General features: G+C 70.9%; 19 protein-coding genes and 1 tRNA gene. 13 read left to right on the top strand and 7 right to left on the bottom strand.

Going from position 1 to position 24728, the window contains the following annotated elements; genetic code table 11:
* Positions 1 to 29 precede the first annotated feature (29 nt).
* Positions 30 to 1313 carry a metal-dependent hydrolase family protein gene (locus tag AC06FP_RS12970; protein ID WP_478075782.1) on the bottom strand — a complete coding sequence of 428 codons (1284 nt, stop codon included), beginning with the start codon at positions 1311 to 1313 and terminating at the stop codon, positions 30 to 32.
* Between the two features lie 218 nt (positions 1314 to 1531).
* On the opposite strand from AC06FP_RS12970, the gene leuS reads away from it, so the two are divergent.
* The 7 genes from leuS (at position 1532) to AC06FP_RS12935 (ending at position 7958) form a co-directional block, all read left to right on the top strand.
* Positions 1532 to 4174: a leucine--tRNA ligase gene (leuS, locus tag AC06FP_RS12965; RefSeq protein WP_456116538.1), complete on the top strand. Its 2643-nt coding sequence runs from the start codon at positions 1532 to 1534 to the stop codon at positions 4172 to 4174.
* Between the two features lie 324 nt (positions 4175 to 4498).
* Positions 4499 to 5044 carry an LPS-assembly lipoprotein LptE gene (locus AC06FP_RS12960; protein WP_478075781.1) on the top strand — a complete coding sequence of 182 codons (546 nt, stop codon included), beginning with the start codon at positions 4499 to 4501 and terminating at the stop codon, positions 5042 to 5044.
* A gap of 43 nt (positions 5045 to 5087) precedes the next feature.
* Positions 5088 to 6131: a DNA polymerase III subunit delta gene (holA, locus tag AC06FP_RS12955; protein WP_478075780.1), complete on the top strand. Its 1044-nt coding sequence runs from the start codon at positions 5088 to 5090 to the stop codon at positions 6129 to 6131.
* Between the two features lie 2 nt (positions 6132 to 6133).
* The gene (nadD, locus tag AC06FP_RS12950) at positions 6134 to 6838 is read left to right on the top strand and encodes a nicotinate-nucleotide adenylyltransferase (RefSeq protein ID WP_456116535.1); all 705 of its coding nucleotides are present in this window, start codon (positions 6134 to 6136) and stop codon (positions 6836 to 6838) included.
* A 58-nt stretch (positions 6839 to 6896) separates the two neighbouring features.
* Positions 6897 to 7310 (top strand): ribosome silencing factor, encoded by a 414-nt coding sequence (gene rsfS / locus AC06FP_RS12945; protein WP_456116534.1) that lies wholly within the window; start codon positions 6897 to 6899, stop codon positions 7308 to 7310.
* 76 nt (positions 7311 to 7386) lie between these two features.
* Positions 7387 to 7857 (top strand): 23S rRNA (pseudouridine(1915)-N(3))-methyltransferase RlmH, encoded by a 471-nt coding sequence (gene rlmH, locus AC06FP_RS12940; RefSeq protein WP_273082062.1) that lies wholly within the window; start codon positions 7387 to 7389, stop codon positions 7855 to 7857.
* 24 nt (positions 7858 to 7881) lie between these two features.
* Positions 7882 to 7958: transfer RNA gene (locus tag AC06FP_RS12935), tRNA-Asn, on the top strand.
* 271 nt (positions 7959 to 8229) lie between these two features.
* Here AC06FP_RS12935 and AC06FP_RS12930 read toward each other — a convergent pair.
* From AC06FP_RS12930 to AC06FP_RS12920, 3 genes are all read right to left on the bottom strand, one after another.
* On the bottom strand, positions 8230 to 11034 hold the full coding sequence (locus AC06FP_RS12930; protein ID WP_478075779.1) for a TonB-dependent receptor: 2805 nt from the start codon (positions 11032 to 11034) through the stop codon (positions 8230 to 8232).
* Positions 11035 to 11216: 182 nt separating this feature from the next.
* On the bottom strand, positions 11217 to 11891 hold the full coding sequence (locus AC06FP_RS12925) for an energy transducer TonB (RefSeq protein ID WP_478075778.1): 675 nt from the start codon (positions 11889 to 11891) through the stop codon (positions 11217 to 11219).
* Positions 11892 to 12090: 199 nt separating this feature from the next.
* A complete protein-coding gene (locus AC06FP_RS12920; RefSeq protein WP_456116531.1) occupies positions 12091 to 12825 on the bottom strand; it encodes an SIMPL domain-containing protein in 735 nt (244 codons plus the stop codon).
* A 205-nt stretch (positions 12826 to 13030) separates the two neighbouring features.
* Here AC06FP_RS12920 and AC06FP_RS12915 point away from each other — a divergent pair, with 205 nt between their 5' ends.
* The 4 genes from AC06FP_RS12915 (at position 13031) to tldD (ending at position 20563) form a co-directional block, all read left to right on the top strand.
* The gene (locus AC06FP_RS12915; RefSeq protein ID WP_456116530.1) at positions 13031 to 13603 is read left to right on the top strand and encodes a Maf family nucleotide pyrophosphatase; all 573 of its coding nucleotides are present in this window, start codon (positions 13031 to 13033) and stop codon (positions 13601 to 13603) included.
* A 4-nt stretch (positions 13604 to 13607) separates the two neighbouring features.
* Positions 13608 to 15098 carry a ribonuclease G gene (rng, locus tag AC06FP_RS12910; RefSeq protein ID WP_478075777.1) on the top strand — a complete coding sequence of 497 codons (1491 nt, stop codon included), beginning with the start codon at positions 13608 to 13610 and terminating at the stop codon, positions 15096 to 15098.
* A gap of 139 nt (positions 15099 to 15237) precedes the next feature.
* Entirely contained in the window at positions 15238 to 19065 is a 3828-nt protein-coding gene (locus AC06FP_RS12905) for a YhdP family protein (RefSeq protein WP_478075776.1), read from the top strand.
* Positions 19066 to 19117: 52 nt separating this feature from the next.
* Positions 19118 to 20563, top strand: a complete 1446-nt coding sequence (gene tldD / locus AC06FP_RS12900) for a metalloprotease TldD (protein WP_478075775.1) — start codon at positions 19118 to 19120, stop codon at positions 20561 to 20563.
* Between the two features lie 100 nt (positions 20564 to 20663).
* On the opposite strand, the gene yjgA is transcribed toward tldD, so the two are convergent.
* Positions 20664 to 21272: a ribosome biogenesis factor YjgA gene (gene yjgA, locus AC06FP_RS12895; RefSeq protein WP_478075774.1), complete on the bottom strand. Its 609-nt coding sequence runs from the start codon at positions 21270 to 21272 to the stop codon at positions 20664 to 20666.
* A 212-nt stretch (positions 21273 to 21484) separates the two neighbouring features.
* Here yjgA and pmbA point away from each other — a divergent pair, with 212 nt between their 5' ends.
* Together pmbA and AC06FP_RS12885 are read left to right on the top strand one after the other, a co-directional pair.
* Positions 21485 to 22852 carry a metalloprotease PmbA gene (gene pmbA, locus AC06FP_RS12890; RefSeq protein WP_478075773.1) on the top strand — a complete coding sequence of 456 codons (1368 nt, stop codon included), beginning with the start codon at positions 21485 to 21487 and terminating at the stop codon, positions 22850 to 22852.
* A gap of 93 nt (positions 22853 to 22945) precedes the next feature.
* Complete coding sequence (locus AC06FP_RS12885; RefSeq protein WP_478075772.1) at positions 22946 to 23305, top strand: DUF4870 domain-containing protein; 360 nt, start codon at positions 22946 to 22948, stop codon at positions 23303 to 23305.
* A gap of 263 nt (positions 23306 to 23568) precedes the next feature.
* On the opposite strand, the gene AC06FP_RS12880 is transcribed toward AC06FP_RS12885, so the two are convergent.
* A complete protein-coding gene (locus AC06FP_RS12880; RefSeq protein WP_478075771.1) occupies positions 23569 to 24447 on the bottom strand; it encodes a polyprenyl synthetase family protein in 879 nt (292 codons plus the stop codon).
* Positions 24437 to 24697, bottom strand: coding sequence for an exodeoxyribonuclease VII small subunit (locus tag AC06FP_RS12875; RefSeq protein ID WP_456116522.1), 261 nt, complete (start codon positions 24695 to 24697; stop codon positions 24437 to 24439). The genes AC06FP_RS12880 and AC06FP_RS12875 overlap by 11 nt, the downstream gene beginning before the upstream one ends.
* Positions 24698 to 24728 lie beyond the last annotated feature (31 nt).

The following is a 24728-nucleotide window of genomic DNA, read 5'->3' as shown; positions in this document are numbered from 1 at the left end:
CACTCCCTGCGGCGGAGTGCGCGCGGCCATTACTGCTTGTAGATCACCCCGTCCTTCATCACGAAGCGCACGTCCATCACCGCGTTGATGTCCTGCAGCGGGTCGCCGGCCAGGGCGATCACGTCGGCGCGCTTGCCGGCTTCCAGCACGCCCTGGTCGTCCACGCCCAGCACCTGCGCGGCGTGCACGGTGGCGGCCTGCAGCGCGTACGCGGCGGGGATGCCGGCTTCCACCATGTAGATGAACTCGCGCGCGTTGTCGCCGTGCGGGCCCACGCCCTGGTCGGTGCCGAAGGCGATCTTGACCCCGTTGCGGTAGGCCCTGGCCGCGGTCTGGCTGATCAGCGCGCCGATGCGCGCCGCCTTGGGCCGCACCACCTCGGGGAAATAACCGTCGATGGCCGCCTTCTCGGTGACGAAGCGCCCGGCGTAGAAGGTGGGGACGTACCAGGTGCCGTGCTGCTTCATCAGCCGCATGACCTCCTCGTCCATGTAGGTGCCGTGCTCGATGCTGGTGACGCCGCCCAGCACCGCGCGCTTCATGCCCTCGGTGCCGTGGGCGTGGGCGGCCACGCGGAAACCGTAGTCGCGCGCGGTATCGACGATGGCCTTGACCTCGTCCACGGTGAACTGCGGCGCGTCGCCGGAGCGCGCATAGCTGAGCACGCCGCCGGTGGCGGTGATCTTGATGACGTCGCTGCCGTCCTTGTAGCGCTGGCGCACCGCCTGGCGCGCGTCGTCCACCGAATTGACCACGCCCTCGGTGGGGCCGGGCGGGCCGATCAAGTGCGAAAGCTGGTCGTTCCAGCCGTTGGTCGGGTCGGCATGGCCGCCGGTGGTGGCGATGGACTTGCCGGCGGCGAAGATGCGCGGCCCCTTCACCAGCCCCTGGTTGATCGCGTCGCGCAGGTGCGGGCCGACCTCGCCGCCGAGGTCGCGCACGCTGGTGAAGCCGGCCATCAGCGTCTTCTCGGCATAGCCGACCGCGCGGAAGGCGTAGTCCACCGGATCCAGGCGGAAGCCTTCGGAATAGCTCTGCGGGCTGGACTGGCTGCCCAGGTGCACGTGCAGGTCGGTCCAGCCGGGCAGGCAGACCTTGTCGCGCAGATCGACCGCACGCGCGCCGCCGGTGCCGGCATCGGCGCCGGCCAGCACCTGCTGGATGCGGCCGTCGGCCACCAGCAGCGTGTGCGGCCCCTTGAGCTGGCCGCTGCGCGCGTCGAACAGGCGGCCGCACTGCACGGCGACGGGTTCGGCCCAGGCCGGGGCGCAGGCCAGCAGCAGGAGGGAGGCGAGGTGGCGGCGGATCGGCATCGGTGTCATTCCCCAGGGGTGGAGGCGGCAGCATAGCGGGCCGGCGCGGGAAACCGGCGGGGTGCCCGTGGCGGCCGTGGCCGCTGCCGGGCAAAGATGCGCAAGCGATTGATATTGCAGGAAACGGCTTTTCCCGCGGGCACGCCGGGCGGGCTGGATTGGAGCACTCTGGTGCACTGCGGTACGCTGTCCCGCTTTGCCGCAGCCCCAACGCTTTCATGTCCAGCGTCGAAACCCACATCTACGATCCCCAGCAGGTCGAAACCGCTGCCCAGAAGTACTGGGAAACCACCCGCGCCTTCGAGGTCGACGAAACCTCGGACAAGCCGAAGTACTACTGCCTGTCGATGCTGCCGTATCCGTCCGGCGCGCTGCACATGGGCCACGTGCGCAACTACACCATCGGCGACGTCATCAGCCGCTACAAGCGCATGACCGGCCACAACGTGCTGCAGCCGATGGGCTGGGACGCCTTCGGCCTGCCGGCCGAGAACGCCGCGATCAAGAACCGGACCGCGCCGGCCAAGTGGACCTACGCCAACATCGAGCACATGCGTGGCCAGTTCAAGGCGATGGGCTATGCGATCGACTGGTCGCGCGAGTTCGCCACCTGCACGCCGGACTACTACGTGCACGAGCAGCGCATGTTCACCCGGCTGATGCGCAAGGGCCTGGCCTACCGCCGCAACGCGGTGGTGAACTGGGACCCGGTGGACCAGACCGTGCTGGCCAACGAGCAGGTCATCGACGGCCGCGGCTGGCGCTCCGGCGCGCTGGTGGAGAAGCGCGAGATCCCGCAGTGGTTCCTGCGCATCACCGACTATGCCCAGGAGCTGCTGGACGGCCTGGACGAACTGGACGGCTGGCCGGACTCGGTCAAGACCATGCAGCGCAACTGGATCGGCCGTTCCGAAGGCCTGGAGATCCAGTTCGACGTGCGCGACGTGGACGGCACCGCGCTGGACCCGCTGCGCGTGTTCACCACCCGCCCGGACACGGTGATGGGCGTGAGCTTCGTCTCCATCGCCGGCGAACACCCGCTGGCGTTGCATGCGGCGAAGAACAACCCGGCGCTGGCGGCGATGCTGGCCGAGCTGAAGCAGGGCGGCGTTTCCGAGGCCGAACTGGAAACCCAGGAAAAGCGCGGCATGGACACCGGCCTGAAGGCCGTCCATCCGATCAGCGGCGAGCAGGTGCCGATCTGGGTCGCCAACTTCGTGCTGATGGGCTACGGCACCGGCGCGGTGATGGCCGTGCCCGGCCATGACCAGCGCGATTTCGAATTCGCCAGCAAGTACGGCCTGCCGAAGAAGCAGGTCATCGCGCTCAGGCACCCGAAGAACGACGGCGAGCGCAGCTACGACCCGGACCGCTGGCAGGACTGGTACGGCGACAAGACCCGCGAAACCGAGCTGGTCAACTCGGCCGAATTCGACGGGCTGGATTTCCAGGGCGCCTTCGAGGCGCTGGCCGAGCGCTTCGAGCGCAAGGGCCAGGGCCAGCGCCGGGTGAACTACCGCCTGCGCGACTGGGGCGTCAGCCGCCAGCGCTACTGGGGCTGCCCGATCCCGGTGATCTACTGCGGCAAATGCGGCGCGGTGCCGGTGCCGGAAGACCAGTTGCCGGTGGTGCTGCCGGAGGACGTGCAGTTCACCGGCACCGGCTCGCCGATCAAGGCCGACCCGGAATGGCGCAAGTGCAAGTGCCCGGAATGCGGCGGCGATGCCGAGCGCGAGACCGATACCTTCGATACCTTCATGGAGTCGAGCTGGTACTACGCCCGCTATACCTCGCCGGGCGCGCGCGAGGCCGTGGACAAGCGCGGCAACTACTGGCTGCCGGTGGACCAGTACATCGGCGGCATCGAGCACGCCATCCTGCACCTGATGTATTTCCGCTTCTTCCACAAGCTGCTGCGCGACGCGCGCATGGTGGAGAGCAACGAACCGGCGCAGAACCTGCTGTGCCAGGGCATGGTCATCGCCGAGACCTTCTACCGCCAGAACAGCGACGGTTCCAAAGACTGGTTCAACCCGGCCGACGTGGACGTGGTGCGCGACGAGCGCGGCCGCATCACCGGCGCCACCCTGCGCAGCGACGGCCAGCCGGTGGTGATCGGCGGCACCGAGAAGATGTCCAAGTCCAAGAACAACGGCGTCGATCCGCAGGCGATGGTGGCCAAGTACGGCGCCGACACCGTGCGCCTGTTCTCGATGTTCGCCGCGCCGCCGGAGCAGTCGCTGGAGTGGAACGAGGCCGGCGTGGACGGCATGGCGCGCTTCCTGCGCCGGCTGTGGACCATGGTGCACCGGCACGCCGCCGACGGCAGCGCGCCGGCGCTGGATGTCGCCGCGCTGGACGCCGGGCAGAAGGCCATCCGCCGCAAGACCCACGAAACCATCGGCAAGGTCGGCGACGACTACGGCCGCCGCCACGCCTTCAATACCGCCATCGCCGCGGTGATGGAGCTGCTGAACGTGCTGGGCAGGTTCGACGACGCCAGCGACCAGGGCCGGGCCGTGCGCCAGGAAGCGCTGCAGGCCGCGGTGCTGCTGCTCAACCCGATCACCCCGCATGCCTGCCATGCGATGTGGCAGGCGCTGGGCCACGCCGAGACGCTGCTGGAAGACCTGCCGTTCCCGCAGGCCGACCCTGGCGCGCTGGTCAGGGAGGCGCTGACCCTGGCGGTGCAGGTCAACGGCAAGCTGCGCGGCACCATCGAGGTGGCCGCCGACGCCAGCCGCGAGCTGATCGAGGCCGCCGCCCGGGAAGAGCCCAACGCGGCCAGGTTCCTGGAAGGCCTGACCGTGCGCAAGGTCATCATCGTCCCGGGCAAGATCGTCAACATCGTGGCGGGGTGATCCGCCTGCGGCGGATCACCCCCCAAAGTTCCGCTTGCGGAACTTTGGGCCCCGCGGCTTGAGCTTCCATCCCCCCATCCGCGCTTGCGCGCGGATCGCCCCCCAACCTGGGGGGCGGGGGCTTGGCAACCGGCTTTTTCGCGAATGCTTCCCGGCCAGGAGCGCGTGAGTGCCGGCTCGGGCTCCGTGTTGCCTCAGCACGCCCGGAGTGCGTTTGCGAACAGTGGATCAGCGATCCCGGTTTCATCCCCGCTCACACCCGATGGGCGATGATGCGGGCCGTTTTCTGTTGCCGCTCCCGGCCGGCTCCGCCAGACTGTGCCCATGACCCGATACCTGACCGCCCTCATCCTCGCCGTGAGCCTCACCGGCTGCGGCTTCCACCTGCGCAACAAGCTCACCCTGCCGGACGACACCCCGGCGGTGAAGGTCGAATCCACGGTGCGCTACAGCGAACTGGTCAAGCTGCTGGGGCGCGGGCTGCATGCCTCCGGCGCCGTCGTCGTCGGCGAGGACGAGTCCGGCAAGGGCGCGGCGCGGCTGCAGATCCGCTCCGAGCGCTGGGGCGACCTGCCCATTGCCATCGACGCGCAGGGCCGCACCCAGGAATACAGCATGCGCTATGCGGTCGTATTCGCCTTCCAGCGCCCGGACGGCAGCGTGCTGGTGCCGGAGCAGGTGATCGAGCTGTCGCGTGACTACGTGTCCGAGCCGACCGACGCCACCGGCACCACGACCGAACGCGAGATCCTGGCCGACGAACTGCGCCGCGAGATGTCCGCCTCGATCCTGCGCCGCATCGACAGCGTGGTGCGCGCGCAGATGGAGAAGGAACGCAGCACCGTGCCGGCGGCCGGCAAAGGCGACTGACGCATGCCGACGATGGCGGCCCCGGCGCACGGGCGCTGACGCGATGGAGCTGCGTCCCGAACAGCTCGCCGGCCAGGCCGGTTCGCAGCCGCTGGCGCCGGCCTACCTGATCGCCGGCCCGGAATTGCTGCGCGTGCTGGAAGCGGCCGACGCGGTGCGCGCCCGGGCGCGCGCCGAAGGCATCGGCGAGCGCGAGGTGTTCGATGCCGACGGGCGCGACTTCGACTGGGGCCAGCTGGCGTCGAGCTTCAACGCGCCGAGCCTGTTCAGTGCGCGCCGGCTGGTCGAACTGCGCCTGCCCAGCGGCAAGCCGGGCAAGGAGGGGGCCGAGGTCATCAGCGAATTCTGCGCGCAGCCGCCGGCCGACGTGGTGCTGCTGATCACCGCCGGCGAGTGGAGCAAGTCGCACCAGGGCAAATGGGCCGACGCGGTGGCGCGCATCGGCGTGCTGTCGGTGGCCTGGGCGATCAAGCCGCACGAGCTGGGCGACTGGATCGAGCGCCGCCTGCGCGCCAGGGGCCTGCGCGCCGAGCCGGCCGCGGTGCAGCGCCTGAGCGAGCGCGTCGAGGGCAACCTGCTGGCCGCCGCGCAGGAAATCGACAAGCTCGCGCTGCTGGCCGAGGGCCAGACCCTGGACGTGGCGAAAATGGAAGCGCTGGTCGCCGATGCGGCGCGCTACGACGTGTTCCGGCTGGTCGAGGCGGCGTTCTCCGGGCAGCCGCCGGCGGTCATCCGCATGCTTGCCGGGCTGCGCGCCGAGGGCGAGGCGGTCGCCGCGCTGACCCCGATCCTGATCCGCGAACTGCTGCTCACCGCCGGCCTGGCGCGGGTGCAGGCCGGCGGCGGCAACCTCGCCGGCGAAATGAAGGCGCGCGGCATCTGGGAATCGCGGCAGGCGCCGTTCAAGCGCGCGCTGCAGCGGCATCCGGCGCCGCAGCGCTGGGAGCGTTTCGTGGCCGAGGCCGGGCAGGTCGACCGCATGGCCAAGGGCCGCGCCGAGGGCGATCCGTGGCTGGCGCTGGAGCGCCTGCTGCTGGCCGTGGCCGAAGCGCAGGCGGTGCGCCTGCTGGCGCGCGGGACGCGCTGACCGTGACCCCGACGCCGGGGCCACGCGCAGGCCGGCCCGCTCCGGACCTGCTGCTGCTCTACGGCGGCACCTTCGACCCGGTGCACAACGGCCACCTGGCCATCGCCCGCTGCGCGCGCGACGAACTGCGCGCGCCGGTGCGGCTGATGCCGGCCGCCGACCCGCCGCACCGCCCGCCGCCGGGCGCCGATGCGCGGCAGCGCACGCGCATGCTGGAGCTGGCGATCGCCGGTGAGGCGGGCCTGCGGGTCGACCCACGCGAACTGCGCCGCGCCGCGCGCCAGCCGGGCACGCCTTCATGGACGGTGGATACCCTGCGCGAGATCCGTGCCGGGATCGGCGCCACCGCGCCGGTGGCCCTGCTGATGGGCGCCGACAGCCTGCTGGGCCTGCCGACCTGGCATGAATGGGAGCACCTGCTCGATCTGGCGCATATCGTGGTCGCCGAGCGCCCCGGCAATGCGCTGGACGGGCAGTTGCCCGGGGTGCTGGCCGCGCGGCTGCAGCGGGCCTGGGCCGACGCTCCCGACTGCCTGCGCGCACGCCCGGCGGGCCGGGTCTGGCGCCTGCGCCAGCCGCTGCACGCCGAATCGGCCACCGCCGTGCGCGGCCTGATCGCCACCGGCGGCGACTGGCGCGGCCTGGTGCCGCCCGCCGTCGCCGACTACATCGCCACCCACCGCCTGTACGGCTGCGCCACGGCGTGAATGCCGGGCGGGGCCGGGTTCTCTATAATCGCCCCTTCATTCATCGAGTTCCGCCGCTTTGACCTCCGAAGCCCAAGTCATCAAGACCCAGTTGCCCAATCCGCCGCCGTCCGTTCCCGCCCTGCTGGCCTCCGTGCATGCGGCGCTGGAAGAACTCAAGGCCAAGGACGCCGTCGAGATCGACGTCCGCGGCAAGTCCAGCGTGGCGGATTACCTGGTCATCGCTTCGGGTACCTCGACCCGGCACGTCAAGTCCATCGGCGACGAAGTCGTGCGCTTCGCCAAGGACCTGGGCGTGATGCCGCTGGGCGTGGAAGGCGAGCGCGAGGCCGAATGGGTGCTGGTGGACCTGGGCGACGTGATCGTGCACGTGATGCTGCCGCGCGTGCGCGAGTTCTACGCGCTCGAGCGCCTGTGGACGGTGGGCGACCAGCCGCCGTCCGCCGACGGGGAAGAGCAGGAAGCCGGCTGATCGGCCTGGCGACCTGCCTTGCGACGGCGCCGCAGGGCGCCGTCTTCGTTTTCGACGCCATGCCGGGAGCCGCGCCATGAAAGCCAGACTGATCGCCACCGGGGAACGCGCGCCATCCTGGGTGGCGCAGGGTTTCGCCGAGTACCAGAAGCGCCTGTCGCACTGGCTGCCGCTGGAACTGGTGGAGATCGAGCCCGGCCTGCGCGGCAAGGGCCGCGACCCGAAGCGCGCCATCGAGGACGAAGGCCGGCGCGTGCTGGCGGCGCTGCCGAAGAATCCGTACGTGGTGGCGCTGGACGTGCCCGGCCGCCAGCTCAGTTCCGAACAGCTCGCGCAGCGGCTGGAGCACTGGCGTGCGCAGGGCCGCGACCTCGCGTTCCTGATCGGCGGCCCGGAAGGACATTCGCCCGAGGTGTCGGCGATCGCCGACGAGAAATGGTCGATCGGCCCGCTGACCCTGCCGCACATGCTGGTGCGGCTGGTCGTGGCCGAACAGCTGTACCGCGCCGCGGCGATGCTCGCCAACCACCCCTACCATCGCGCCTGACATGCGTATAGAATGCGCGTCCCCGCCCGAATAGCTCAGCCGGTTAGAGCACTTGACTGTTAATCAGGGGGTCGTTGGTTCGAGTCCAACTTCGGGCGCCAGATTTCGAAGGCCCGCATCGCCAGATGCGGGCCTTTTTGTTGTGCCGGTGATCTGCAGGGGAGCGCAGGTCCGGCAGGCCCACAACGATCCTGCCCGACGCGGCGGGCGATGCGCTGCTATCGGTCGCACCGCTGGCGCGTGATGCCGCTCCAGCAAGGCGCGTGCGGGCAGCATGCCGGCGGCGAATGCGCGTGCCGGGTTTTCCTGTGTCCACAAAGCCGAAACCCGGGCATGCCCGGGTTCTGGCTACCGCTGTCATCCGGTTGCGGATCAGTTGAAGGTGTACTTGGCGCCGACGGTGAAGTAGCGGCCGATGGCGCCGCTGTAGTGCAGCGGGTTGTAGTTGACCGCGCCGTAGGTGGCCGGGTCGAGCGGCGCGATGCGGTCGAACACGTTCTGCACCGAGGCGCTCAGTTCCAGCGCATCGGTGACGTTCCAGCGCCCGGACAGGTCGAAGGTGGTGAAGGAGGAGATCTTCCTCACCGGCGTGCCATCGGCGTAGAACGACAGGTAGTCGCCACCGCGCTCGTCCTTGTTGTCCATCTTGCCGATGTAGTTGACGATGCCGCTGACCGACCAGGTGTCGCGGCTCCAGGTCGCGCCGAAGTTGGCACGGTCCTTGGGCGTGCCGATGCAGTTGGTCACGTCGCAGTTGCCGTGGCTGCCGGCGTATTCGTGGGTGACGCCGCCATCGGTGCGCTCGAACTTGCTGGTATGGCTCCACTGCGCGTCCAGGCGCAGGTCGCCGGCATTGCCCATCGGGATGTCCTGGCGCACGTCCACGTCGACGCCTTCCACCTTCGACTGGCTCGCGTTCACGTACGAGGTGTTCACCGCCAGGATCGAGCCGGTGCCCGGCACGCCGTTGAGCAGGTTGGAGTCGCGCAGCACGCTGCCGGCGGCGATGGCCGCGTCGGTGTCGCCCTGGGCGATTTCGTTGGTGCGCTTGATGCGCCAGGCGTCGATGGTGATCGAGGTGGTGCGGGTGGGCTGCAGCACGATGCCCAGCGAGTAGCTCTTGGACTCTTCCGGCTTCAGGTCGGGGTTGGGCTTGGTGATGATGGCCACCGGCTGCAGGCCGCAGTCGGCCTGGGTGGCGCCGGGCGCGGGCGTGCCACCGGGGCAGCGCACCGGGTCGTTGGCGCGCGAGAACGCGGCCAGGCCGCCCACGCCGTTTTCCGCCGGGTTGGGCGCGCGGAAGCCTTCGGCGAAGGTGCCGCGCAGGGCGATCCATTCGGCCGGCGTCCACTTGAAGCCGACCTTCGGCTTGACCGCGTCGTCGCCGCTTTCGTACTTGTCGTAGCGGACCGCGGCGTTGAGTTCCAGCTGCTCCAGCACCGGCGCGGACAGTTCGGCGTAGGCGGCGTATACGTTCTGGGTGCCGTCATAGGCCGAGTAGCCCAGGCCGATGATGTCGCCCTGGTCGGTATAGGTCTGCGGGGTCAGCGAGTTGCTGGTCTTGCGCCACTCGGTGCCCAGCGCCAGGCCCAGCGGTCCGCCCGCCAGGTCGGCCAGCGAACGCGACACCTTGAAATCGAACATGTCCAGTTCGCTCTTGGCGCGCGCGCTGATGGTCGGGGAGATGTAGTCGTACAGGCTCTGCGGGTTGTTCTCCGCGCCCTGGCCGATGTTCCACATCCCGCCCGGGCAGGACGGCCCGGACAGGGCGCACTGCACCGCGCTGTAGCGCAGGAAGCCGGTGCGCTCGTTCAGCAGGCTGGTGCTCGAGTGCAGGTAGGCGGTGTCGTAGTCCCAGTCGCCCCACGTGCCCTTGACGCCGGCCAGGAAACGGATGAACTCGTTGGTGTTGTCGGTCACGCGCGGGCCGACGTCGAAGGCCGAATAGCGCACGCGCACCGGGACACCGTAGGGGTTGTCCGGGTGATCGGCGCCCAGCATGATCGCGCCCGGTCCGCTGTTGGCGTTGACCGGCCCGCCGGGGTAGCCCCAGCTGCCGGAGATGTTCGACGGCGTGTTGCGGAAGGTGGTGTTCTTCTTCGAATAGCCCATCTCCACGTAGACCTCGGAGCTGTCGCCGAAGGCGAACGTGGCGCGGCCGAACACGTTGGCGTACTTCTCTTCCGGCGCCAGGTCGCGGAAACGGGTGGCGTCCCACACGCAGCCGCCGCGCGGATCCTGCGGCGACACGGACGACAGCGCGGCGCAGCCCGGCAGGCTGGTGATGATGCTGTCATCGGGCGAGTAGATGCTGCCGGTGGGCGAGGAACCCTGGCCGGCGGTGCCGTTGAAGGCGCCGCCCAGGAACTGGCTGCCGTCTATGTCGTAACCCCAGGGGCGCAGGTCGCCGGTACCGATCCACTTGCGGTTGCGGCGGTCGGAGGTGCGGATCGCATCGGTCTTGCCCACGTCCAGGCTGAAGAATGCGTTCCAGCCGTCCTCGGCCAGGCTGCCGGTGCCGGCGGTGAGGGTGGCCTTGCGCTGGTCGCCGTCGCTGTCGCCGGACAGGCCGTAGGACGCGCGCAGGATGGCGCCGGTGAAGTCCGAACGCAGGATGATGTTGACCACGCCGGCGATGGCGTCCGAACCGTAGATGGCCGAGGCACCGTCCTTGAGCACGTCGATGCGCTCGACCGCGTCCAGCGGGATGGTGCTCAGGTCGGTGAACACCTTCTGCCCGTCGTCGGCCAGGCCATAGGTGGCCATGCGCCGGCCATTGAGCAGGATCAGGGTCGAACCGGCGCCAAGGCCGCGCAGCGAGATGCCGGCGCCACCGCCGGCGAAGCCGTTGCCGAAGGTCTTGGGAATGGAGCCGGCGCCGTCGGCGGTCAGCGTCTGCAGGTATTCGGCGACGTTGTTCTTGCCGGTGCGGTCGATCTCCTGGCGGGTGATGACCTGGACCGGCGAGGGCGTTTCGGTATCGGTACGCGGGATGTTGGAGCCGGTGACGGTGACGCGGTCGAGCGTGGTGGGTTTCTCCTGCTGCTCCTGGGCCATGGCCAGGGGGGCGGCCAGGGCCAGGGTGGCCGGCACCAGCAGCAGGCGAAGGCTGGTGGAGATGGAGTCGCAGAGGCGGTTCGGGCGGCAGGCGGGCTGCCGATGGGTCGGATGTTTCACAGTCTTCTCTCCAGGGGAACTGCGGCAGGTGGCCGCCGGAAAGGCGGCCGGGGGACATCGACGGCCGCGAATCTATGTTTTTCCCGGGTGAGGCAACTGTGAAAAATCGATTAATAGGCGGGCGTGCGCAAAGCGCCCGCAAGGAAGCGTTCAGCTGCGCTTCCCTGCGGGCGTCGGCGGGCTCAATTCAGCTTGAAATCAACCGGCACCAGGCCGTACGCCTGCACCGGGCGGCCGTTGTCCATGGCCGGCTGGAACTTCCACTGGCGCAGCACCTGGGCGCGCGCGGCCGTGTCGAGGCTGCGGTTGCCGCTGCTGCGCTCGATACTCACTTCCAGCGGCGAGCCATCGACGCCGACCAGCACGCGCAGGGTCACCGTGCCCTGCGCACCGGCGCGCAGCGCATCGCGCGGGTAGGCCGGCGCGGGCGCATGCAGGTAGCGCAGCTGCACGCCGCCCAGCGGCGTCGCCGGGGCGATGGAGTCGGCGACCGGGCCGATGGCGTCGCTGGGCGTGGCCGGCCCGGCCTGCTGCGGGATGACCGCCTCGGTGGCGAAGACCGGCATCGGCGCGTTGTCCACCGGCGCGGGCAGGGCGTGCTGGGTCGGCGGCGGCGTCTGCCTGACCACCGGCACCGTGACCGGGACCGGCGGTGGCGGCGTCGGCGCCACCGGGACGATTTCCGGCAGCTGCCAGCGCGGCTCCTGGCGGGCGGCATCGCTGCGGACGGGAACCTGCGACAGCGGAATCAGCAGCAGTCCCGCCGCCAGCGCGTGCAGGGCGATGGCCGTGCTGTAGGCGAGGATGCGGGAGGTGTCGAAACGGATCGGGGAAATGCCGGGCTGCGTGCGGACCATGTGCCACCTCCATTGCGTGGTGTGTGCTGGAGAACAACGCTCGGTGACGCGGGACGGGGTTGCATCCGTTCCGGCCCGCGTGCAGCCAGTGCGCCTGCAAAGCGGCGGTCCGGCAAGCGGGGGCGGATTTTCCGGTCAGCCGCCAGACAGGAAAACGGCGCCCGCAGGCGCCGTTTCCGGGGAACGCGGAGGCGAAGGCTCAGCGGCCCAGTTCGAACACCACGTCCAGGCTGACCGACAGCGTGGTCTCGCCCGGCGACACCGCCGTGTCCATCTCGGCCTTGGCCGAACGCGCCATCGTCATCATCGGCATCGGCGGGCGGAAGCCGCCGCCACCGCCCTCGGAGATGCTGACGATGCGGCGCACGCGCAGGCCCAGCGACTTGGCGTAGGTCTCGGCGCGGGCCTGGGCCTTCTTCAGCGCGGCTACGCGCGCTTCGTCGTAGACCGGCTCGGGCTGGTCGATCTCGAAGCTGGGGCCGTTGATCTGGTTGGCGCCCTGCGCGGCCAGGCTGTCGAGCACCTTGCCCAGCTTGGTGATGTCGCGCACCTTCAGGCTGACGGTGTTGCTGGCCTGGTAGCCGGTGATCTTCGGCGCCTCGTTGTCGGCGTAGCGGTACTGCGGGCTCAGGTTGATGCCGCTGGTCTGGATGTCGCGCTCGGCGATGCCGGCGGCCTTGATCGCGGCCATCACCTTGTCCATCTGCACCGCGTTCTCGCGCATGGCGGTATTGCCGTCGGCGGCCTGGGTGACCACGCCGGCCGACAGCATGGCCACGTCCGGCACGCGCCGGGCTTCGGCCTGGGCGGAGATGTTGAGCAGGGTGGCGTCGCTGGCCACCATGGCCGGGGCGTTCTGGGCGTGGGCGGTCATCGGGGCTCCCGAAGCGAGGGACAGGGCGAGCAGCAGCGGGGCGAAGGTGTAATGGCGCATGTGGATCCTCCTTGGATGGATGCGAGGGTGGTGCGATGGCGATGAACGGGCGGTGAGGTCGGACGGGGTCGCGGGGGCGGCGGCGGCCTTGCCGATCGTTCAGCTGGAACGGGGCGAAGCGTAGGCGGGAACGGCGTGCATGGCGAGCGGCCTGGCATGCCCGATGGCAGGCGCGGCCGCAACGGGCGCGGGTTATGCTTCGCCGATGCTCTATCTCGCTTCCCGCTCCCCCCGCCGCAACGAACTGCTTGCGCGCCTGGACATCCCGTTCCGCGCGCTGGACCTGGACGTCCCGGAAGTCCGCGGTGCCGGTGAACCGCCGGTGGCCTATGTGCGCCGCGTCGCGCTGGACAAGGCGCGCGCCGGCCTGGCGCGGGTCGCCGGCGACCCGCGGGCGGTGGTGCTCGGTTCGGACACCGAAGTGATCCTGGGCGACCGGGTCTACGGCAAGCCCGCCGACGCCGCCGACGCCGCGGCCATGCTGCGCTCGCTGGCCGGGCGCAGCCACCTGGTCGTCACCGCGGTGGCGCTGGTGGCGCAGGCAAGGGAAGACGTCGCGGTGGTCGAATCGGAGGTGACGTTCGCGGCGATGGCCGAGGACGAGATCGCCGCCTACGTCGCCAGCGGCGAGCCGATGGGCAAGGCCGGCGCCTACGCCATACAGGGCGGCGCCGAACGCTGGATCAGCCGGCTGGCGGGCAGCTATTCGGGCGTGATGGGGCTGCCGTTGCAGCAGACCGCCGCGCTGCTGCGCGCTTTCGGCGTGGGCAAGGATTGAACGGATGTCCGAAGAAATACTGGTGAACGTCACCCCGCGCGAAACCCGCGTGGCGGTGATCGAGAACGGCATGCTGCAGGAGCTGCACATCGAGCGCGGCTGGCGCCGCGGCGTGGTCGGCAACATCTACAAGGGGCGGGTGCAGCGGGTGATGCCGGGCATGCAGGCGGCCTTCGTCGAGGTCGGGCTGGAGCGCGCCGCGTTCCTGCACGCCAACGACGTGGTGCGGCCGGCGCCGGTGGCCGCCGATACCGAGGAGACCGCGCCCAGCCTGCCGCTGCCGTCGTCGGTGCCGATCGTCGAACTGCTGCGCGACGGCCAGGACGTGGTGGTGCAGGTGGTCAAGGACCCGATCGGCAGCAAGGGCGCGCGCCTGACCACCCAGGTCAGCATCCCCTCGCGCTACCTGGTGCTGCTGCCGCAGTCGAAGATGGTCGGGGTGTCGGCGCGCATCGAGGACGAGGCGGAGCGCGCCCGGCTCAAGGCGCTGGTGACCGAGATCTCCGCCCAGCACGGCGGCTACGGCTACATCGTGCGCACCAATGCCGAAGGCCAGCCGGCCGAGGCGCTGGCCGAGGACATCTCCTACCTGTCGCGGGTATGGAACGTGGTCGAGCGCCGCGGCCGCGAGGCGGCGCCGCGCAGCATCATCTACGAGGACCTGAGCCTGCCGCTGCGCTCGGTGCGCGACCTGATCCGCAAGGACGTGGAGAAGGTGAAGGTGGACTCGAAGGAAACCTTCGCCCAGCTGCAGGCCTTCGTCGCCAAGTACATGCCGGTGCTGGCCGAGAAGCTGGAGCTGTACACCGGCGACCGCCCGATCTTCGACCTGTACGGGGTGGAGGACGAGATCGGCCGCGCGCTGGACAAGCAGGTGCCGCTCAAGTCCGGCGGTTACCTGGTCATCGACCAGACCGAGGCGATGACCACCATCGACGTCAACACCGGTTCCTTCCTCGGCCAGCGCAACCTGGAAGAGACCGTGTTCCGCACCAACCTGGAGGCGGCGCAGGCGGTGGCGCGGCAGCTGCGGCTGCGTAACCTCGGCGGCATCATCATCATCGACTTCATCGACATGGTCGATCCCGAGCACCGCCGCCAGGTGCTGCGCACGCTGGAGAAATCGCTGGCGCGCGACCACGCCAAGACCACGGTCTACGACTTCTCGCCGCTGGGGCTGGTGGAGATGACCCGCAAGCGCACGGTCGAGAGCCTGGAACGGCAGCTGTCCGAACCCTGCCCGGAATGCAGCGGGCGCGGCAGCATCAAGACCACCGAAACCGTCACCTACGAGATCTTCCGCGAGATCACCCGCGCGGTGCGGCAGTTCGACGCGGCGCGGCTGCTGGTGATCGCCTCGACCAAGGTGGTGGCACGCATCACCGACGAGGAGTCGGCGGCGGTGGCCGAGCTGGAAGAGTTCCTCGGCAAGAGCATCCGCTTCCAGGCCGACGACCAGTACCTGCAGGAGCAGTTCGACGTGGTCCTGCTGTGAGGCAGGGGACCAGGGGCCGGAGGCCGGGGGGAAGGGGCCGCGTTCATTGCACCTGTGGCAATGTGGCGCGCTCCCTGCCGCTGGCTGCCGCCCCGGCGTCTCCCTGACCTCCGGCCCCGATCCCCGGCCCCTGAACCCGATGCCCGTGCTGTCGCGCTACCGCCTCCGCCACCTGCGCCGCCATGCGATCTACGCGCTGGCCGTGGTGCTGGTGGTCGTGGCCGTATTGGTGGGCACGCTCAACCAGCTGCTGCCGCTGGTGGAACGGCATCCGCAGAAGGTGGCCGCCTGGCTGAGCGAGCGTGCCGGCCAGCCGGTGGCGTTCGACCGCCTGGACACCGCCTGGACCCGGCGCGGGCCGCTGCTGCGGCTGGACGGCCTGCGCATCGGCCAGGGCGAAGGCGTGCGCATCGGCCAGGCCGAGGTGCTGGTGTCGCTGTACTCGGGCCTGCTGCCGGGCGCGCCGCTGACCGAGCTGCGCCTGCGCGGGCTGGCGCTGACCCTGCAGCGGGCCGACGACGGCCGCTGGTCGGTGCGCGGCCTGCCCAGTGCCGGCGATGCCGGCGACCCGCTGGAAACCCTGCGCCGGCTGGGCGAGCTGCAGGTGATCGGCGGCCGCCTGCGGCTGGACGCGCCCTCGCTGGGGCTGGAGGCGGAGCTGCCGCGGATCGACCTGCGCCTGCGCGTGGACGGCCAGCGCCTGCGCGCCGGCGCCCGCGCCTGGATCGCCACCGACGCCGCGCCGGTGACCGCGGTGCTGGACTTCCAGCGCCAGCGCGGCGACGGCACCGCCTGGATCGCCGCGGCGCCGGCCGACCTGTCCGCGTGGAGCGCGCTGCTGCATTTCGGCGGCATCGACGTGCGCCACGGCACCGGCACGATCCGCAGCTGGGTGGCGCTGAGCGACCACCGCGTGGCCTCGGTCATCGCCGACGCCACGCTGGAGAAGGTGGAACTGGCCGGCGCGCCGTTCGCCGCCGGCGGCAAGCCGCCCACCACCGGTTTCGACAGCCTGCAGCTGCGCGCGCGCTGGCGGCATGACGGCGACGACTGGCGGGTGGACGCGCCGCAGCTGCGCGTCGCCACCGGCAAGGGCGGCCTGCAGGTGCTCGACGGCCTGCACCTGGGCGGCGGCCACGATTTCGCGCTGCGCGGCCGGCGCATCGACGCCACGCCGCTGCTGCGGGTCGCCGCGCTCAGCGGCGCGGTGGAACCGGGGCTGCGGCAATGGCTGTACCGCGCCGCGCCGGTGCTGCGTCTGGCCGACGTCGACATCGCCGGCCAGGCGGGCGGCGCCATGCACGGCGCCGGCGAACTGGAGGAAGCGGCCTTCGCCGCGGTCGGCGGCAGCCCGGGGCTGAGCGGCCTGCGCGGCCGCTTCGAGGGCGATGGCCAGGCGGTGGCGCTGCGGCTGCAGCCGGAGCATGCCGTGCGTTTCGACTGGCCGACCGGTTTCGGCGTGGTCCACGACCTGGAACTGGACGGGCAGGCGGTGGCCTGGCGCGAGGGCGCCGGCTGGCGCGTCGCCACGCCCGCCCTGCGCGTGCAGGGCCGCGATTACGCCGCCAACGTGCGCGGCGGGCTGTGGTTCCAGGGCGACGGCACGCGGCCGTGGATCAGCGTGGCGGCGGAACTGGACGACGTGCCGATCACCGCCGCCAAGGGGTTCTGGGTGCGTTCGCGCATGAGCCAGGCCACGGTGGACTGGCTGGACGGGGCGCTGGTGGATGGCCAGCTGCGCGGCGGCGTCGGCCTGGCCGTGGGCGACCTCGACGACTGGCCGTTCGACGGCAACGATGGCCGCTTCGAGGCGGGCGGGCGCATCGACAACGGCACGATCCGTTTCTCGCACGGCTGGCCGGCCATGACCGGCGTCGACGCCGACATCGCCTTCATCGCCAACGGGTTCGCGCTGCAGGGCAAGGGCAACCTGGGCGGGGTCAAGGTCGATGCCTTCCGCGCCGGCATCGCCGATTTCCACGAATCGCTGCTGAAGGTGGACGCGCGCAGCCTCGACGACAGCGGATACCTGCTGGCGCTGCTGCGGCGCAGCCCGCTGCACGCCACGTACGGCGAAACGCTGGACGCGCTGAGCGCCAGCGGGCCGGCCGCGGTCAACTTCGGCCTGTCGCTGCCGCTGCACGAAGGCCAGGGCCGGGTCAGCGGCGACGTCGAACTGCGTGGCGCCACCCTGGCCGACCGCCGCTGGGACCTGCGCTTCGACAACGTGCGCGGCAAGGCCGAGTACGGCAGCGACGGCTTCCGCGCACCGGCGCTGCAGGTCCGCCACAAGGAGCGCGACGGCGTGCTGTCGCTCGCCGCCGGCACGCCGGTGAACGATCCGGCCAATGCGTTCGAGGCGGAGCTGACCGCCTCGCTCGGCGCCAACGACCTGCTGGACCGCGCGCCGGAGCTGAAATGGCTGCAGCCCTACCTGCACGGCACCTCGCGCTGGACCATCGGCGTGGCCCTGCCGAAGACGCCGGCGGGCAGCGGCGTCGAACCGCCGACCACGCTCAGCCTGCGCTCGGACCTGCAGGGCACGCGGCTGCAGCTGCCGGCGCCGCTGGACAAGCCGGCCGCCGACGCCCTGCCGACGCAGGTGAGCGCGAGCCTGCCGCTGGGCAGCGGCACCACCGAGGTCGCCTTCGGCCGGCGCATGGCGCTGGCCGCGCGCACCCGCAACGGCCGTACCGGCGTGCAGGTGACCCTGGGCAGCGACCGGGTGAGCCGCGAGCCGCCGGCCGACGGGCTGGTGGTGGACGGGCGCACGCCGTCGCTGGACGCGCTGGAGTGGATCGGCCTGGCGCGCGGGCAGGGCAGCCAGGGCGGCGGCGACGCCGATGGCGTCGCGCTGAAACAGGTGGATGTGCTGGCCGACCAATTGCTGCTGGTCGGCGGCCGCTTCGAGCAGACCCGGCTGCGCCTGCGCCCGGGCAGCGATGCCGTCGCGGTGCAGCTGGAAGGGCCGGCGCTGGCCGGCGACCTGCGGGTGCCCGAGGCCGAGGGCGGCACCGTCAGCGGCACGCTGGCGCGGGTGCGCTGGCAGGCGGCGGCGGCCGTGGCCAGCGAGGCCGGCGACCACCCGGTCGAGCCGATGAACCCGGCCCGGATCCCGCCGCTGGCGCTGGACATCGGCGAACTGTCCTTCGGCAAGGCCGAGCTGGGGCAGACCACGTTGCGCACCCGCCCGCTGGCCGATGGCCTGCAGGTGACGCAGCTGCAGTTCCGCTCGCCGAAGCAGGCCATCGACGTGACCGGCCAGTGGCGCGGCACCGGCGCCCAGGCGCGGACCCGGTTCGAGGCGGCGGTGCGCAGCGAGAACCTGGGCGGGCTGCTGGACAACCTGGGTTACGGCGGGCAGCTGCGCGGCGGGCAGGGGCAACTGCAGTTCAATGCCGGCTGGAAGGGCGCGCCGTCGGCGTTCAACCTGGCCGGGCTGGAGGGCACGCTGGATATCGATGTCCGCAACGGCCAGATCCTCGAGGTCGAACCGGGAGCGGGGCGCGTGCTGGGGCTGCTCAGCGTCGCCCAGCTGCCGCGCCGGCTGATGCTGGATTTCCGCGATTTCTTCTCCAAGGGCCTGGCCTTCAACCATGCCGAAGGCCGCGTGGCCTTCGGCGGCGGGCTGGCCCGCACCGACCGCATCGGCATGCAGGGGCCGGCGGCGGACATCGCCATCCGCGGCCAGGCCGACCTGCGCGCGCAGCAGTTCGACCAGACCATCGAGGTCAACCCGCGCTCGGGCAACCTGCTCACCGTGGTCGGCGCCGTCGCCGGCGGCCCGGTCGGCGCGGCGGTGGGCGCCGCCGCCAACGCCGTGCTGGGCAAGCCGCTGGGCGAAATCGGCGCCAGGACCTACCGCGTCACCGGCCCGTGGTCCGACCCCAAGGTGGAGGTGGTGGACCGCGATGCCCCGCGCCTGCCGCCGCCGGCGGTGGGCCCGGCCAGCGCCGGCACGCTCTGACCGCTTCTGCCGCATGCTTGCGAACCGCAGGCCTGCCCCCATCTGGAAAGCCATGACCGACAACGCCCTGACGCTCGCCGAATCCCGCCTGCTGCTGCCGGCCGGGCTGGACGCCAACCGCCTCGAACGCACCTTCGGCACCCTGCTGGGGCCGGGCGTGGACTTCGGCGACCTGTATTTCCAGCACTCGCGGCGCGAGAGCTGGAGCGTGGAGGACGGCATCGTCAAGGACGGCGCCCATTCCATCGAGCAGGGCGTGGGCGTGCGCGCCATCGCCGGGGAGAAGACCGGCTTCGCCTATTCCGACGACATCCAGCCGGCCGCGCTGCTGGCCGCCGCGCAGTCGGCGCGGGCGATCTCGCGCGATGGCGGCACCTGCAACGCCCGTGCGCTGGTGCGGGGCGGCAGCCGCGCGCTGTACCCGGCGCTGGATCCGGTGGACAGCCTCGGCAACGAGGCCAAGGTGGAGGTGCTCAGGCGCCTGGACCGCTACCTGCGCGCGGCCGACCCGCGCGTGCAGCAGGTGATGGTGAGCCTGTCCGGCGGCGTCGATACCGTGCTGATCGCGCGCAGCGACGGCGTGCTGGGCGCCGACGTGCGCCCGCTGGTGCGGCTGAACGTGCAGGTGATCGTCGAGCAGGACGGCCGCCGCGAATCCGGCTATGCCGGCGGCGGCGGGCGCTACGGCTACGCGGAACTGTTCGCCGACGGCCGCCCCGAAGCCTTCGCCCGCGAGGCGCTGCGGCAGGCGCTGGTCAACCTGGAGGCGATCCCGGCGCCGGCCGGGGTGATGCCGGTGGTGCTGGGCCCGGGCTGGCCCGGCGTGCTGCTGCACGAGGCGGTCGGCCACGGCCTGGAAGGCGATTTCAACCGCAAGGGCACCAGCGTCTACGCCGGCCGCATCGGCGAGCGCGTGGCGTCGCCGGGCGTGACCATCGTCGACGACGGCACGCTCGATGGCCGCCGCGGTTCGCTCAACATCGACGACGAAGGCACGCCCACCCAGTGCACCCCGCTGATCGAGGACGGCATCCTGGTCGGCTACATGCAGGACACGCTCAACGCGCGGCTGATGGGCGTGGCGCCGACCGGCAACGGCCGCCGCGAATCGTTCGCGCACATGACCATGCCGCGCATGACCAACACCTACATGCGCGCCGGCAACCACGACCCGCAGGAAATGATCCGTTCGGTGAAGAAGGGCCTGTACGCGGTGAACTTCGGCGGCGGCCAGGTGGACATCACCAGCGGCAAATACGTGTTCTCGGCGACCGAGGCCTACCTGATCGAGGACGGCCGGATCACCGCGCCGGTGAAGGGCGCGACCCTGATCGGCAACGGCCCGGAAACCATGCAGAAGGTGCGCATGGTCGGCAACGACCTGGCGCTGGACGAAGGCGTGGGCATCTGCGGCAAGGACGGGCAGAGCGTGCCGGTCGGCGTCGGCCAGCCCTCGCTGCTGATCGACGGCCTCACCGTGGGCGGTACGCAGGCCTAGTGCCGGTTGCTTGCTGCTTCCCCTTCTCCCTGCGGGGTTGTTTGCCTTCGGGGATGCCCCTCACCCCAACCCCTCTCCCGCGGGGAGAGGGGCTTCAGGTTCAATCGCGCGTGCCGGCTTCGTCGTCGAGGTCGTCGAAATCGTGTTCGGCGTCGCTGTCCTCTTCCCCGTCCTGGCCGGCGGCGGCCTGCGCCGGCAGCATCAGCTCGCGCAGCACCTGGTAGAGCTCGCGGAACGCACGCGGTGGCTTGTTCTTCGCCTTTTCCGCCAGCGCGTTGCGCACCAGGGTGCGCAGGGCCTGGCGGTCGGCGCCGGGGTATTCGTCCAGCAGCTCGGCCAGCGCGGCGTCGCCTTCGGCCAGCAGGCGCTCGCGCCAGCGCTCGATGCGGTGCATCAGCGCCACCGCGCGCTTGGAGGTCTCGCTGTTGGCCTCCATCGCGTCGCGGATCGCGTCCAGCGTGGCGTCGTCCTCGCGGCGCATCTGCTTGGCCAGGAACGCCAGCTGGCGCTTGCGCGCGCCGTGCGAGGTGATGCGCTTGCTGTACTCGATGTGCTCGAGCAGGTCCTCGGGGATGGGCAGGCGCGCCAGCTGCGCGGCCGTCAGTTCCACCAGCTTCTCGCCCAGCGCCAGTACTTCCAGCGCCTCGCGCCGGTTCTGGCTGCGGCTCTCGCTGAAAAATTCGCCGGTCTCTTCGTCGCGTCCGCGCATTGCCTTGTTACTCGATTAAAGTTCGCATGTACCCGCCAGCTGCCGTGGAAAGCCCCTCTCCCGCCGGGAGAGGGGTTGGGGTGAGGGGAAATGGAGTCCGGATGCTTCAAGCATCGCTGGCTCCGTCGACCCTCATCCGGCGCTCCGCGCCACCTTCCCCCGAGGGGGAGAAGGGAACGGCGGCATGGCTGAAGACCTGAAAGGATAAAGCATTGGACACCAACCCCACCGAAACCCACTCCAGCGACGACAGCCTGCAGCGGCTGGAACAGCTGGCCGGCATCTCGCAGCGGCTGCTGGAAAAGGCCCGCGCGCTGGGCGCCAGCCAGGCCGAGGTCAGCTGCAGCGAGGACCTCGGCCTGGAGGTGAACGTGCGCCTGGGCGAGGTGGAAACGGTCGAATCCACCCATGACCGCGGCATCGCCGTCACCGTGTACTTCGGCCAGCGCAAGGGCAGCGCCAGCACCGCCGACCTGCAGGAGAGCAGCCTGGAGGCGACCGTGGCCCAGGCCTGCGCCATCGCTCGCCACACCGAGGACGATGCGGCCGCGGGCCTTGCCGACGCCGCGCTGATGGCGCGTGATTTCCCCGACCTGGACACTTGGCACCCGTGGGCGCTGGACGCCCGCCACGCGGTGGACCTGGCCCTGGCCTGCGAGGCGGCCGGGCGCGGCGCCGACCCGCGCATCGCCAATTCCGATGGCGCCTCGGTGGCGACCGCGCAGAGCCTGTCGGTCTATGCCAACTCGCACGGCTTCATCGGCCGCGAGCGCAGCAGCCACCATTCCATCGGCTGCGCGCTGATCGCCGGGCAGGGCGACGGCATGCAGCGCGACGGCTGGTACAGCAGCGCGATCGCACGGGCCGACCTGCAGGACCCGGAAGCCATCGGCCGGCGCGCGGCCGAGCGCACCGTCGCCCGCCTGCAGCCGCGTTCGCTGGCGACCGGACAGGTGCCGGTGCTGTTCGTCGCCGAAGTCGCGCGCTCGCTGGTCGGCCATCTCCTGTCGGCCATCTCCGGCGGCGCGCTGTACCGCCGCGCCAGCTTCCTGCTCGACAGCGCCGGCACGCAGCTGTTCCCCGACTGGTTCCACATGGACGAACAGCCGCGGCTGCGCCATGGCCTGCGCTCGTGCGCGTTCGACGGCGAGGGCGTGGCCACGCGCGATTCGGCGCTGGTGAGCGGCGGCGTGCTGCAGCGTTACGTGCTGGGCAGCTACTCGGCGCGCCGGCTGGGCCTGCAGACCACGGCCAATGCCGGTGGCGTGCACAACCTCAAGGTCGCGGCCAATGCCGGCGACCTGCGCTCGCTGCTGTCGGGCATGGGAACCGGCCTGCTGGTCACCGAACTGATGGGCCAGGGCGTCAACGGCGTGACCGGCGACTACTCGCGCGGCGCCGGCGGCTTCTGGGTCGAGAACGGGGAGATCGTCTGGCCGGTGGACGGCATCACCATCGCAGGCAATCTGAAACAGATGTTCGCCAGCATCGAGGCGGTGGGCAGCGACGTCGATCCGCGCTCGCATGTCTCGACAGGATCGATCCTTGTCGGGAGAATGACGGTCGCGGGCGACGATTGACGTATTCTTCGGCAGCCGCCGCGGCGGGGCGATCCGGGGGACCGCGGATGACAGCACCCCACACATTCCATAGACCAAGGTAAAGGAAACACCATGAGCGATTACGAGAACAGCACTCCGCCGGCGGCCGGCTCCGACGACAACACCCTGGCCATGCTGGTGCACCTGTCGGGCATCATCCTGGGCTTCATCGTGCCGCTGATCATGTGGCTGGTGAACAAGGACAACCCGCAGAAGTCGTTCCTCACCGACCAGTCCAAGGAAGCGCTGAACTTCCAGCTCACGCTGCTGGGCGTCTACATCATCGGCACCATCCTTTCGATCATCCTGATCGGCGCGCTGATCAACCTGATCGCCTGGATCGCCTGCATCGTGCTCAGCATCGTCGCCGGTCTGGCAGCCAACAAGGGCCAGGCTTACCGCTATCCGTTCGCCATCCGCCTGATCAAGTAATCCGGCGGCAGCGCAACGAAAAGGCCCGGGATTCCCGGGCCTTTTTTGTTCCCGCCATCCCTGGCGGGAACCCTTTGGGCCATCGGCAGGCGATGTCAAAAACCGCTCCCGGCGGTTTTTGTTGCCGCATCCCTGGCGGGAAGCCTTCGCGAAAAACCGCGCCGGCCGGCTTCCTGCCGGTCATGCGCGGGAGCGCGCCCTGCGGCGCGATGGTGCTTCCCGGGCAGGTACCGCCGCGCACCGAGGCGCGCACGGGCGCTGCGTCAATGCGAGCGGCGGATCGCCAGTTCGGCCAGCGCCGACAGCGCGTCGGCGCGCGGGCCGAACGGCGCCAGCGCATCGCGCATGACCACGGCCAGCGCTTCCAGCCGCGCCTTGGCGCCGTCCATGCCCAGCAGCGCGGGGAAGGTGGACTTGTCCTGCGCCGCATCCTTGCCGGCGGTCTTGCCCAGCTGCTCGGAGCTGGCCTCGACGTCGAGGATGTCGTCGCGTACCTGGAAGGCCAGGCCGAGCGCATCGGCGAAACCGTCCAGCCTTGCCAGGTCGGCGTCGCCGGCGCCGCCGCACAGCGCGCCCATGCGCACCGCCGCGCGGATCAGCGCGCCGGTCTTCAGTGAATGCATGCGCTCAAGGGCGGCCAGCGGCTGCTGGCGGCCGGTGGCGTCGATGTCCAGCGCCTGCCCGCCGCACATGCCGGCCGCGCCGGAGGCGGTGGCCAGGGTGCGCAGGCAGGCCACGGCCAGCGCCGGCGGCAGCGCCGCTTCGGCCAGCAGCTCGAAGGCGCGGGTCTGCAGCGCGTCGCCGGCCAGGATGGCGGTGGCCTCGTCGAAGGCGACGTGGGTGGTGGGGCGGCCGCGGCGCAGGGCGTCGTCGTCCATCGCCGGCAGGTCGTCGTGCACCAGCGAATAGGCGTGGACCAGCTCGACCGCGCTGGCCGGTGCGTCGAGCAGCGCCGGGTCGGCGCCGAACAGGTGGCCGGTGGCGCGCACCAGCAGCGGCCGCATGCGCTTGCCGGCGCCCAGCGCGGCGTAGCGCATGGCCTGGTGCAGGCGCTGCGGCGCGGTGTCGGGGTCGGGCAATACGGCGTGCAGGTGCTGTCCGGTGCGTTCGATCCAGCCGGCGAACAGGGCCTCAGTCGACATCGCCGGCCTGTTGGAACGGTTCGGACTTCTCCGGCTGCGCCGGGTCGGTGAGCATGCGCACGCGCAGTTCGGCCTGTTCCAGCGCCTGCTGGCATTGCCGGTACAGGCCGACGCCGCGCTCGTAGGCGGCCAGCGACTGCTCCAGGCTCAGTTCGCCGGTTTCCATCTTCTCCACCAGCTGCTCCAGTTCTTCCAGCGACTGCTCGAAGTGGGCGACCGGCGAGGTCTCGTTGGGGGACTTCTTGGACATGGGGCAAGTGTGAGCGGCGGGCGGTAACGGG

The sequence above is a fragment of the Stenotrophomonas sp. Steno-Z2 genome (assembly GCF_056393235.1).
Note: the sequence above shows the minus strand (reverse complement) of the source record. Positions and strands in the feature narration are given on the sequence as shown.

Excerpts from the sequence above, each read along its gene's own strand:
- AC06FP_RS12880 (WP_478075771.1), bottom strand. The coding sequence starts at position 24,447 with ATGTCGACTGAGGCCCTGTTCGCCGGCTGGATCGAACGCACCGGACAG.
- rng (WP_478075777.1), top strand. The coding sequence starts at position 13,608 with ATGTCCGAAGAAATACTGGTGAACGTCACCCCGCGCGAAACCCGCGTG.
- AC06FP_RS12920 (WP_456116531.1), bottom strand. The coding sequence starts at position 12,825 with ATGCGCCATTACACCTTCGCCCCGCTGCTGCTCGCCCTGTCCCTCGCT.
- yjgA (WP_478075774.1), bottom strand. The coding sequence starts at position 21,272 with ATGCGCGGACGCGACGAAGAGACCGGCGAATTTTTCAGCGAGAGCCGC.
- AC06FP_RS12960 (WP_478075781.1), top strand. The coding sequence starts at position 4,499 with ATGACCCGATACCTGACCGCCCTCATCCTCGCCGTGAGCCTCACCGGC.
- AC06FP_RS12970 (WP_478075782.1), bottom strand. The coding sequence starts at position 1,313 with ATGCCGATCCGCCGCCACCTCGCCTCCCTCCTGCTGCTGGCCTGCGCC.
- AC06FP_RS12905 (WP_478075776.1), top strand. The coding sequence starts at position 15,238 with ATGCCCGTGCTGTCGCGCTACCGCCTCCGCCACCTGCGCCGCCATGCG.
- holA (WP_478075780.1), top strand. The coding sequence starts at position 5,088 with ATGGAGCTGCGTCCCGAACAGCTCGCCGGCCAGGCCGGTTCGCAGCCG.
- leuS (WP_456116538.1), top strand. The coding sequence starts at position 1,532 with ATGTCCAGCGTCGAAACCCACATCTACGATCCCCAGCAGGTCGAAACC.
- rlmH (WP_273082062.1), top strand. The coding sequence starts at position 7,387 with ATGAAAGCCAGACTGATCGCCACCGGGGAACGCGCGCCATCCTGGGTG.
- AC06FP_RS12925 (WP_478075778.1), bottom strand. The coding sequence starts at position 11,891 with ATGGTCCGCACGCAGCCCGGCATTTCCCCGATCCGTTTCGACACCTCC.
- AC06FP_RS12875 (WP_456116522.1), bottom strand. The coding sequence starts at position 24,697 with ATGTCCAAGAAGTCCCCCAACGAGACCTCGCCGGTCGCCCACTTCGAG.
- AC06FP_RS12885 (WP_478075772.1), top strand. The coding sequence starts at position 22,946 with ATGAGCGATTACGAGAACAGCACTCCGCCGGCGGCCGGCTCCGACGAC.
- AC06FP_RS12915 (WP_456116530.1), top strand. The coding sequence starts at position 13,031 with ATGCTCTATCTCGCTTCCCGCTCCCCCCGCCGCAACGAACTGCTTGCG.
- tldD (WP_478075775.1), top strand. The coding sequence starts at position 19,118 with ATGACCGACAACGCCCTGACGCTCGCCGAATCCCGCCTGCTGCTGCCG.